Source organism: Bradyrhizobium sp. MI1.11, from assembly GCF_055811255.1.
This window is the reverse complement of the sequence record NZ_JBVVPM010000118.1, coordinates 1-6429: the sequence shown is the minus strand read 5'-3', so window position 1 is coordinate 6429 and position 6429 is coordinate 1. Positions and strand designations below refer to the sequence as shown.

8 protein-coding genes and 1 pseudogene are annotated in these 6429 nt (G+C 57.8%); 6 read left to right on the top strand and 3 right to left on the bottom strand.

Annotated elements, in window-relative coordinates; all coding sequences use genetic code 11:
- Positions 1-92: 92 nt before the first annotated feature.
- From AC0L30_RS42095 to AC0L30_RS42085, 3 genes and pseudogenes are all read left to right on the top strand, one after another.
- Positions 93-305, top strand: coding sequence for a hypothetical protein (locus tag AC0L30_RS42095; protein WP_473406716.1), 213 nt, complete (start codon positions 93-95; stop codon positions 303-305).
- Positions 260-1159 (top strand): annotated as a pseudogene (gene tnpC / locus AC0L30_RS42090) (IS66 family transposase); the annotation flags it as partial. The gene AC0L30_RS42095 and the pseudogene tnpC, both read left to right, overlap by 46 nt.
- Positions 1154-1315: a transposase domain-containing protein gene (locus AC0L30_RS42085; protein WP_473406717.1), complete on the top strand. Its 162-nt coding sequence runs from the start codon at positions 1154-1156 to the stop codon at positions 1313-1315. The pseudogene tnpC and the gene AC0L30_RS42085, both read left to right, overlap by 6 nt.
- On the opposite strand, the gene AC0L30_RS42080 is transcribed toward AC0L30_RS42085, so the two are convergent.
- The 3 genes from AC0L30_RS42080 to AC0L30_RS42070 all read right to left on the bottom strand — a co-directional run bounded on the left by AC0L30_RS42080 (position 1316) and on the right by AC0L30_RS42070 (position 2448).
- On the bottom strand, positions 1316-1753 hold the full coding sequence (locus AC0L30_RS42080) for a hypothetical protein (protein ID WP_018457659.1): 438 nt from the start codon (positions 1751-1753) through the stop codon (positions 1316-1318).
- 172 nt (positions 1754-1925) lie between these two features.
- The gene (locus AC0L30_RS42075) at positions 1926-2063 is read right to left on the bottom strand and encodes an IS66 family transposase zinc-finger binding domain-containing protein (protein ID WP_473406715.1); all 138 of its coding nucleotides are present in this window, start codon (positions 2061-2063) and stop codon (positions 1926-1928) included.
- A complete protein-coding gene (locus AC0L30_RS42070) occupies positions 2053-2448 on the bottom strand; it encodes a transposase domain-containing protein (RefSeq protein ID WP_473256447.1) in 396 nt (131 codons plus the stop codon). Before AC0L30_RS42070 ends, AC0L30_RS42075 begins: the two co-directional genes overlap by 11 nt.
- A gap of 298 nt (positions 2449-2746) precedes the next feature.
- On the opposite strand from AC0L30_RS42070, the gene AC0L30_RS42065 reads away from it, so the two are divergent.
- The 3 genes from AC0L30_RS42065 (at position 2747) to AC0L30_RS42055 (ending at position 6035) form a co-directional block, all read left to right on the top strand.
- Positions 2747-4222: a coproporphyrinogen-III oxidase family protein gene (locus tag AC0L30_RS42065; protein ID WP_473406714.1), complete on the top strand. Its 1476-nt coding sequence runs from the start codon at positions 2747-2749 to the stop codon at positions 4220-4222.
- Between the two features lie 20 nt (positions 4223-4242).
- Entirely contained in the window at positions 4243-5436 is a 1194-nt protein-coding gene (locus tag AC0L30_RS42060; protein WP_473406713.1) for a hypothetical protein, read from the top strand.
- Positions 5437-5516: 80 nt separating this feature from the next.
- Entirely contained in the window at positions 5517-6035 is a 519-nt protein-coding gene (locus tag AC0L30_RS42055; RefSeq protein WP_473406712.1) for a GNAT family N-acetyltransferase, read from the top strand.
- The last annotated feature ends 394 nt before the right edge of the window (positions 6036-6429 follow it).

Genomic DNA, 6429 nt, shown 5'->3' with positions numbered 1-6429 from the left:
GCACCCCGAGCCTACCGGCTCAAGGGGGGCAACGCCGACCTCTTCAGAAATTCAACAGAACCCGGGACATCCCCCGCCGGGCTTCGGAGACCATGCTGAAGCCAAGACGCAAAGCCGCGGGCCGCCGCATCACGGCCGGTGAGGACAAGGCGTACGATACCGCCGATCATGTCGCCAATCTTCGCGCCATTGGCGTGACGCCGCATGTGACACAGAACCGGGCCGTCACCAAGACCGGCAAGACCCGCAACAGCGCGATCGACGAACGAACCACACGGAAGCCTTGCTGGCCCACATCGCGGTGATGAAATACGGCTACCAGTTGCCGCTGTATCGGCAGGAACAGATGTTCGCCGCGCAAGGCATCACGCTCGATCGGCAGACGCTGGCCTCGTGGATGGGCCGCGCCGCCTGGTGGCTGACGCCGCTTCACACGCTGTTGCGCGACACAGTGATGTCCTACCCGCGGCTGTTTGCCGACGAGACGCCGCTGCCAGTTCTCGATCCCGGCCGTGGCAGGACCAAAGTCTGCCAGTTCTGGGCGATCGCCACCGATGACCGTCCGTGGGGCGGCCCGGCGCCGCCGGCGGTAGTCTACATGTTTGCCGAGGATCGCAAGGCGATCCGCGCCAAGCAGCTGTTCGGGGACTACCACGGCATCCTGCAGGTCGACGGCTATGCCGCCTACAAGGGCCTGATCAAGAACGGCGGCCATCTGGTGCAGTTGGCGTTCTGCTTCGCTCATGCGCGGCGGAAGTTCTGGGACGTTCACGTCGCGACGAAGTCGCCGATTGCCGCGGAAGCGCTGCAACGGATCGCGATGTTCTACGCCATCGAGGATCGCATCCGCGGTCTGCCGGCGGCGCATCGGGCTGCAGTGCGGCAGACCGACACCAGGCCGTTGATCGAGGACTTCAAACCCTGGCTCGAGGCGCGGCTACTGGAAGTCTCGAAGAAATCCGGCCTTGGCAAGGCGATCCGCTACACCCTCAACCATTGGGAAGGCCTGACGCGCTTCATCGATGATGGGCGCATCGAGATCGACAGCAATACGGTCGAACGCAGCATCAAGCCGATAGGCCTGGGAAAGAAGAATTACTTGTTCGCCGGCAGTGAGGGCGGCGCCGAAACCTGGGCCACCCTCGCATCGCTCATCAACACGGCAAAGCTGCACGACATCGACCCGCGGCACTATCTGACCGATGTTCTCGAGCGCATCGTCTCCGGACGTACAAAGATCAATCAGCTGCACATGCTGTTGCCGTGGAATTGGAAGGCCGAGCGCGATAGTTCCCAGGCAAAGCTCGCCGCCTGATCAGTTCGACGGCAGGGCATCTGGAACTTCCTGCGCATCGCTGGCGTCGTCGTAGATCTCTTCGCGGATCACGCGCAGCGTCACCTCGTGCAGATACACTTGCAGCGCACCCTCCAGCTCGGTGAACTCCGGCAGCAGGACTCGATCGACGAAGCCCCGTGACGCACGGACCATCACCGTGTTGCGTCGCTGCCGGCGATAACGAAACGGCCGCAGCCCATATCGGCGGCAAAGCGCCAGAAAAAGGTGCCGAGACCACTGGTCGGGAAGTGAGAATTGCTGTTCGATCGGTGGATCGTGGCGAGCGAGTTCCTCGACCCGGGCCCGCACCCGCTGCAGCGCGGCTTCCGCCGCAAGGCGCTCACCAGCAGTTCCGGCCCCCACGAACAACGCCTCGATCTTCCGAAGCTTCTCGCGCAGCTGCGACTCGCTGTTCATTCTGATCCCGTTGCCCGCTCCGAACCGGGATCACCCCATCACCGCGCCCCGGCGGCGTCAATCATCCCGACCGCGCTATCCAGAGCATTCCGCGCAAGTCAAGCCCGGGCACCGGTGATCCTATCGTGACGCTCACGATACAGCGGCAGATGGTCCGCATATTGGGCGACGACTACCTGCGCCACGGCGGCTTCGGTCGGTAGCCCGCCCTGGCCGGCACGATATCCAATCGTTCGCTCACATCCTCGCCGATTCGGTGCAGCGCCTGCTGACAGCACGGGCAGGCGTCATCGTCGAGGTCAATCAGCATCTCGACCCGCGGCAGATGCCCCGGCAGGGCTCCTCTGTTCCTGCGGCGCCGTCCTCGATCGCTCGGCAGCATTGGCTGCATCGGTCGTGGCATCACTGCTCGCCTCGACCTGCTCGACCTCTTCCAGGCCGAGCAGCAACTGGTCCTCCGGCAGCGTCTCGGCCCGGCGGCCGAAGCGATGACGCTGCAACTCCTTGATGATCTGCTCGAGCCGCGCGGCACGCGCCCGTTGCCTCGTTCGTTGGTCTCGCGGAGCGAGAAACCCCTTCGTGCGCCTACTGCTCAGCGGAAGTGTCGCTAGGAGCGAAACGTTGCTTAACATTGCGGCCGACACGATTCGGGCGCGGGCGAATAAATTGTCGATGTTCGTCGTAGATTGCGCCAAAATGCTCCGCCTCCGATCAACACGACAACTATTGCTTGGCGTGCGCACTATGATGTAGGAGCGCCCGCGTGCAACGAGTCTCGCGCCGCGTGGCTCGCTCACCCGCATAGGAGGTAAGACCAAACGATCTGTAAGAGTGGCGGACAGCGTATTGTCGATCGTCGGGCGGCGCCACGGAGTGGAAAGCGAGTTCGCGCGCCTCCCAATCCTGATAGGGGAGCTTCGCTCGTGTTTTCGTTATTCTAACGGAGGTGCCATCGCCCCTTGCTTCACACGAAAGCTAGAGGAGTTTAACAAAATGCGCGCGCCGACCTATTCCGAAGCCTTGGAATTCGCGATCGACCGATCGTACGACATTAACCTCGACATGTTGAGGTCACGGAATTTGCACCTTGACACGTACAACGATTATCTCGTCGGCACATATCCGCCTCTCAAGGCAATGGGCGATCTGAATGCCGAAAACTTGTTGCTTCAGGTTACGCCGTCAATTGATCTCTACTTTCACGTCCCCTTCTGTGATCAGCATTGCACATTTTGCCACTTCGCCAAAGAAATCCATCCATCTTCCGAGCGAGTGGAGCGCTATCTGGCGGCCTTGGATAAAGAGATGAGTTGGTCGGACGCGGCACTGGCTGACAGAGCTGTTGAGACTGCTTTCTTTGGAGGCGGTACCCCCTCGTTCCTGACCAACAGTCAACTCAAAACGCTATTTAGTATGATCGGCCGGCGCTTTGATCTGTCTAAGTCGGAGGTGAGTTTCGAATTACATCCCTCTCTTGCAAAGCAAGTGGATGCTGCAGATCGCATATCGACACTGCTCAGATCCGGCGTAAACCGCTTTGTATTGGGCGTTCAGAGTCTAGATCCGAGCATTTTACGTATACTAAACCGCGGGCACCGCGTGGACGAGGTAGTACAACTCGTAAAATTGCTGAATGAGATGGGCGTCGAAAATCTCTCGCTCGACCTCATGTATGGATTGCCGCAGCAAACGCTCCGTAGCTGGTACGACTCACTCATCGGCTTAATAGATTTGGGGATAGAGAAGTTCAATGTATTCCCCCTGATGTTCAAATCTACAGACCCCGTGGCCCGCCATTTGGCTCAGGGACGATATCAATTCGCCGGGGCTAAGGAGCGCATTATCATGCATTTTATGGCCGAGCACATCCTCACGACACTCGGCTATCGTCATGGGCCGATTTTCTACTGGAGTAAGCAGTCGCAGCCACACTCGGTTCAACAGCGCCGCAAATACGATTCCTGGAACGACAATAATCTGGTTCCGTTTGGGGTTGCCGGATTTGGCTACATGAGCCAGTGCCAGTTCTATAACGAGGCAGATTTAGATCGTTACCTATATAGGGTCGAGGCTGGCGAGAAGCCAGTGTGGAAGGGTGTTGTCCTGTCGCAAGATGATCTCATGCGCAGAACAGTAATGTTTGCCCTGCGAAGCAGTGGAGTGTCGCTCTCCCGCTTCGAGCGGGAGTTTGGGGTGTCGATTGAGAAATGCTTTGGCCGCGAGCTAGAACACTTGAATGAGGCAGGTCTCATCTGCATTTCAAATGATGGCCTGCTTTCGTTAACCGCCGCCGGCACGATCAATTCGGGCGCGGTATCGCTGCTATTCTTCTCGAACAATATACTTGAGCAGGTCGCGTATAACGACAGTAGGATAGCAGACAAACGAACTGATCTGCTCGAAAAGCATGATTACTCACCGGCCGCTCGATACGGATCAAGTACCGAAATGCAAGTTGCATTTCGATGAAGCCGCGGGCGGGCTCGTTTATGGTCACTCCTTTTCCCGTTTCCACTCCGCAAAGCGCGCCTTGCGAAGGGCACGACATATTTTTGCATCTGGCCGATAGTATTGATCGGCGGCAGCGAGAACGCCCGCTTGGGCTGGTCAGCAATTTTGTCACCGATGAACTGCCACACTGCATTGCGGAAATCAAATGCAGTGAACGACCAGATGAAGCGGTCAAGTCGCTTGGACGCAGCGTCAACGCGATGATCGCCGCGAGTGACTATGATGCGTTGCTGCTAAGTCTACCGCAGTCCGACTTCGAGATCGCTAAGACAGATATCCACTATCTCGTAAATTGTGCTTATCAAATGTCTGCGTTTGCCGGCCTTCACCCCCTGGACGCCGAGCTGACGGTGGGAGAGGCACTGAGCCGCCTTGCGCGGTCAAGCTGTGACCGGCAACCCGGCATTGAGGTCCTCTCCTATGAAGATATGATCCTTACGAATCCGTTGCAGAGCGATCCACGCGTATACTGCCTCGGCTCGGCCGGGGTCGAGGAACGAGATTTTTGCTTGGGGCATCAGATCATCGAGAGCGAATTGCAGTCAGCAATGGACGCTCTCCTTGAGTTGCGTGATGCGGCCGAGGTGGATGCGGGGCAATGTCTTGCGCTATGCTTGGCGCGCCTTGAGTCAGCAAACTATATTCTGACGCGCTTTTATGAACATATGTCACCAGACCTATTTGGCCAATTTCGTGCGTTTTACGGAAAGAATCCTTACAAGAATACGCTTGGTCCAAGCGGCCGCTTCTCGGCCCGTATCGTGGCAGTGTCGGTGCTACTAGTCGGTGAAGAACTCTTCCACCAGAAACCGCAATTCTATAGGGATCTATATCGGCTTTCCGAATATTATCCGCAGAGGTGCATTCACGAGGTATTCCGCTGGCTCTCGTCAGACAACGGGAGTGCACCGATCAAACCGGGTTGGCTAGAAGGGAAAGCGGAGTTTCCCAGGCTTGCGACGATTTCGTCCGCCGTGGAGCATCAAGGTGGCGAAATCGGAACGCTGCGCGCGTCCTGTGTTTGTGCACTGAATCGATTTACCCGGATGCACCGTAGCACGGCCTTAAAATATACCGTTGAGCCGGGTCGCCCACTTGTCGGAGTTGATGTATCGGAAAGTGTTGAGGCTGTCCTTTCTCAGCGGCTGTTGGCAGAGGCGTCGATAAGCTGACGGTGGTCTCTGGCTGGCTAAAAACAAACAAGGGTGCCAGAGGCGCAGGACGTCCGGCATCGGTCGAGAGGTGATAGTAGGTGTCTCAAGACGAACTGATCCTTCGTCGGTTCGAGCCCGGGGATAGCGATCGTGTATGGCATCTCCACAGAAGCGCATCTCAGGATGTTGGTGTGTGTGGCCCGGAAGGGGCCTGGGAGGATGATTTACGGAATATCGGGGAAGTATACATCGGGTCGGGCGGAGACTTCGTAGTTGCGCATATTGGTCCCCGACTCGCCGCCATGGGTGGGTTGAAACCTGTTGATGATGATGTCGCAGAACTCAAACGTATGCGGGTCGATCCCGTCTTTCAGCGACGAGGGATTGGAGGCAGGGTTCTTCGTGAATTGGAGTCGCGAGCTGTTGTTCTCGGTTTCAAGTGGATAGTGCTCGACACAACAACGATCCAAGTGGGAGCTCAAAGGCTTTATGAGACCGCTGGCTATGTTCGCCGCAGGGAAGGGATGTTGCACGGATATGCAGTGATCTTCTACGAAAAGCGGCTCACTGGCGAGGACGACCTACATGAGGGTTGTGAGCCCGGCATAATCCAGTGAAGTTCTATGGGCGCGCAACGAGGGAGTTCGGGAAGAAACAGCATTCGATCGTGCAGCGCCTGCTGAGCGCGCTTAGACGGAAGACGGCCCAGCAATTGTGGCGGAGGAGCCGCTTGCGGAGGCCACGACCGCTGCCCCACTGCCCGGGTTGTGGACGGCTCGGCAATGTAGGGCCCGACCCGCCGCCAGCTCCTCTCGTCGAGCAGCCCGGAAGGCCAACTGGCGCGGCCGATCAGTGGGAGTCGCATCGACGCCGTCAGGGCAACATTCGCTCATGCGGCAATACGAAGGATCAAATTTGTAAACAATGACGTAATTAGTCGTCCGTGAAGAGCGGCTAAGCGATTGAGCTAGGATCGCATTTGACTTTGTGGACTGTTTTTGGAATGCAGGA

Coding starts and splice junctions, on each gene's coding strand:
- AC0L30_RS42080 (WP_018457659.1), bottom strand. CDS start 1,753: ATGAACAGCGAGTCGCAGCTGCGCGAGAAGCTTCGGAAGATCGAGGCG.
- AC0L30_RS42095 (WP_473406716.1), top strand. CDS start 93: ATGCTGAAGCCAAGACGCAAAGCCGCGGGCCGCCGCATCACGGCCGGT.
- AC0L30_RS42075 (WP_473406715.1), bottom strand. CDS start 2,063: ATGCTGATTGACCTCGACGATGACGCCTGCCCGTGCTGTCAGCAGGCG.
- AC0L30_RS42060 (WP_473406713.1), top strand. CDS start 4,243: ATGGTCACTCCTTTTCCCGTTTCCACTCCGCAAAGCGCGCCTTGCGAA.
- AC0L30_RS42065 (WP_473406714.1), top strand. CDS start 2,747: ATGCGCGCGCCGACCTATTCCGAAGCCTTGGAATTCGCGATCGACCGA.